The 3,096-nt window shown below is 73.9% G+C and carries 3 protein-coding genes; all 3 read right to left on the reverse strand.

From position 1 onward, the window contains the following. Positions 1-291: 291 nt before the first annotated feature. On the reverse strand, positions 292-711 hold the full coding sequence (locus ACWFR1_RS14075; RefSeq protein ID WP_453550383.1) for a hypothetical protein: 420 nt from the start codon (positions 709-711) through the stop codon (positions 292-294). A gap of 105 nt (positions 712-816) precedes the next feature. After that, positions 817-2,511 (reverse strand): mobilization protein, encoded by a 1,695-nt coding sequence (locus ACWFR1_RS14080; protein WP_453550385.1) that lies wholly within the window; start codon positions 2,509-2,511, stop codon positions 817-819. A 4-nt stretch (positions 2,512-2,515) separates the two neighbouring features. Further along, on the reverse strand, positions 2,516-2,992 hold the full coding sequence (locus tag ACWFR1_RS14085; RefSeq protein WP_453550388.1) for a plasmid mobilization protein: 477 nt from the start codon (positions 2,990-2,992) through the stop codon (positions 2,516-2,518). Positions 2,993-3,096: the final 104 nt, after the last annotated feature.

Here is a 3,096-nt window from a genome sequence, read left to right on the forward strand (position 1 = left end):
CCCGGGGGGTCAGCCGCCCGCAGGGCCTCGTACCTCTTCGGGCCCAACACCCGCCCCACAGCACACACACCACCACAAACCGGCCCCGGTGCCCGGTCATTCGACCTGGCACCGGGCCCTTTGGCGAGCGTCCTTGGATTCTTCCGGGAGGTCGGGCCGCCCGGCACCTGGTTTCCTCCGGACCGGCTCGGCGCATACCCTCAGCGGCGTGGAGGCCGGCGGCGAGCTCGCGGTCCGGGAAGCCAGCCGCACCCGGGGCGGCTGAGCAGGGCGCGGGACCACGTCACCGGTTCAGAGGCCAAAGTCGTCCAGGCCCTCGTCCAGGGAGCCGTACGTCGAGCTGGTGGGACCGGCGTTCCGGTTGAACCATTCGAGACTCAGGCGAGGCTCCGGCGTCACATGCTTGGCAGGGCACCGGAGCCAGATCTGGCCCTCCACCGCGAGGATGGCCCAGTCGCGGTACGCCGCGCACTGCGGGCAGGAGCGGACTTCGCCCTCCAGGACCAGCGGGCGGCGCCACACGAGGAAGCGTTTCGTGCTCAGATCGAGCCGGAGGTCCGCCGGGAGGAAGTCCTCGCCCGCCGGCGCGGCCGGGGTCTCCTCGACGGGCGCGGCCTCCTGCGGCCATGTCGGCGCTGGGTAGTCCAGCCACGGCGCACCCGCCGGCCCCAGCTCGCCCTCGCTCTTCCGCGCCTTCCTACGCCCGAACATACGGCCTCCCCTCGCATTCGGCTGCCTCGCCCCGGCAGCGGACGACGAGAGTGCCCCACGGGCGGGACGTCGGGCAACTCTCGAATCCGTGAACGGCGGAGCCGGCTACCGGTGCCGTCGGCGGTCCCGGTCGCGAGGCTGAGTAGAGGCTGTGCCAGGCATGCGCTGAGGAACGGGAGCGCTCGCGGCGTCAGCCGGAAGATCTGCGGCGCGGCGCAGTCGCCACACCAGGACGTCGCTGACTGACTCGGCCGTGCCCAGCTCGCGGCGGCCCGCCACATCAGCGAGCAGGACGGCCGGGTCGTGGCCCGCGGCCTCGACGTCAGCGATCGTGGCCGCCAGGGCGTGCCACCCCTCCTCGGCGAGGACCTGCTCGGCGAGGTGGGGGACTGCCTCGCGCAGGATGGCGGTCTGCTGCTGGAGCAGGGGCCGGGAGAGGCGCCGGCCGCGCTGGTGGAGTACGGCGAGCGGGTGGCCGGCGGCGGTCCGGTAGGCGGAGCGAAGGTGCTCGGCGGCCTGCTGGGCGGCCTCGGCCTGCTGCGCGTGGCCCTTCCTCGCGTGCCAGTGGGCGGCGGCGGTGATCAGGAAGAACAGCATGTCGATCGCCATGGCGGTGCTCGCGCCGTCCTCGCCGCGGCCGAGGGCCGGCCCGCCGCGAACGAGATCGCGGGCGGCCTGCCGCAGGGCACGGTCGTGCCCGCGTACGGCGCGGACGTGCGAGCGGGAGGCGCGCTCGAACGCCCGGGCTGCTTCCTGGAGGTCGCTTCGGGTGTGGGCGGCGGACGTCTTCGCGAGCGCGTCGAGGACCTCGCCGGCGGCGGCGATGTGCGCGGCGGCCAGGCCGTCCTCGCCCTGCTCGACGATCAGGAGGGCCTGCCAGGCGACCGCCGCTGTGCTGCGCCGCGCCATGGCCGGGTCCGCAGGGCGCAGGGGCCGGACCGTGTCGCCGTCCTGGGGGACAGTGTCCGCGGACCAGCGTTCGCGGATGCGGGGCAGGCTGAGGTCGGGGGCGAGGCGGGCGCCGGGGTAGTACACGGGTTCGCCGTCCTTGTTGCGGTCGTCGGGCAGTGCGACCTTGAAGCCCAGCAGGTCACCGGACGGGGCCACGCGCGTCTTCACCAGAAGACCGGCGGCGGCCAGGCGGCCGAAGAACTCCTCCTCGCTGACCGCGCCGGCCACAGCCCGCCGCACGGTCTCACGGAGTTCTTCGCGGGCGGTGCGCTCGCGGCCCTGGCGCTCGGCCTTGTGTCGTTCGGCGCTGGTGGGCCGCTGGGCGGCGGTGCCGTCGCCGGGCTTGAGGCGGCGCAGCCCGAGTTCCTGCTCCAGGAGGCGGGCCTCGGCCTGGACGCGGACGGCGTCGCGGTCGAGGTCGGGCCGGTAGCCGTCCTCGCGGGCGAGGGTGGCGAGGATGTGGATGTGGTCGTCGGCGTGCCTGACGGCGACCCAGCGGCAGCCCGCGCCCTGGTCGGGGTCGTCGATGCCGGCGGCGGCAACCATGCGCCGGGCGACGTCGCCCCACTCCTCGTCCGTGAGGAGCCGGTCGGTGGGACCGTTGCGCACGGACAGGTGCCACACGTGCGGCTTCGCCCGCTGGTCGTCGGTGAGGAGGGCGAGGGGCTGGTCGAGGAGCTGCTGGAGCTGCTTGTACGTCGCTTCAGGATCGCGGCCGGGGTCGGGGGCGGCCTGGTCCCAGGACGCCACGAGGTGCGGGTCTACGTGTTCCTCGGCCTTGCCCGGCCCGTATAGGTAGTAGAGCAGGCCGATGGTGCGCTTCCCGCGCTTGTGGATCTTCGGGACCATGTTCCTAGCGGCCTTCGAGGAGCTTGTCGGTGGCGGCCTGGACGCGCTCGGTCGCCCGGCGGACGGCGTCGAGGACGGCGTCAAGCTGTGCGTCCGCTGGCCGGTCGCCGGAGTTGACCGCCCGGGCGATCTGGTTGAGGTTGTTGCCGACGTGACCGAGGTGCCGGCGCGCGGCGAAGACCTCGGAGATCAGCTCGCGTTCGCCGGCGATGGAACCGGCTGCGGACTCCGGGTCACGGGCAGCGGCCAACGCAGCGCGGGCGAGGAAGGCCGGAAGGCTCGTACGGGCGGCAGCGGCGGCGCCGGCGAGCTGCTGCTTCTCGGCGGTGTTGAGACGGACGCTGCACACGTAGGAGCGCTTGTCAGGATCGGGCTTCGGCGAGCGCTTGCGCGAAGCGGTCTTCGCGGCACGGCGCTTGCGGCGGAGCTCGGGCTTCTCCGGCTGCGATCCGCCCTCGGTCGCCGCCTCGTGGTCCAGCACCCCCCCCGGGGGGGCCCCACCCCCCCCCCCCCCGGGCCGGGGGGATTTTAACAAAATAACCGGGCCCCGCCAAAAGCAGGGTGGGTATAGGGGGGGGGCGGGAG

The sequence above is a fragment of the Streptomyces sp. NPDC055103 genome (assembly GCF_053607625.1).

What these genes read in the sequence shown, in the direction of transcription:
- ACWFR1_RS14075 (WP_453550383.1), bottom strand. Translation starts at nt 711, where the DNA reads ATGTTCGGGCGTAGGAAGGCGCGGAAGAGCGAGGGCGAGCTGGGGCCG.
- ACWFR1_RS14080 (WP_453550385.1), bottom strand. Translation starts at nt 2,511, where the DNA reads ATGGTCCCGAAGATCCACAAGCGCGGGAAGCGCACCATCGGCCTGCTC.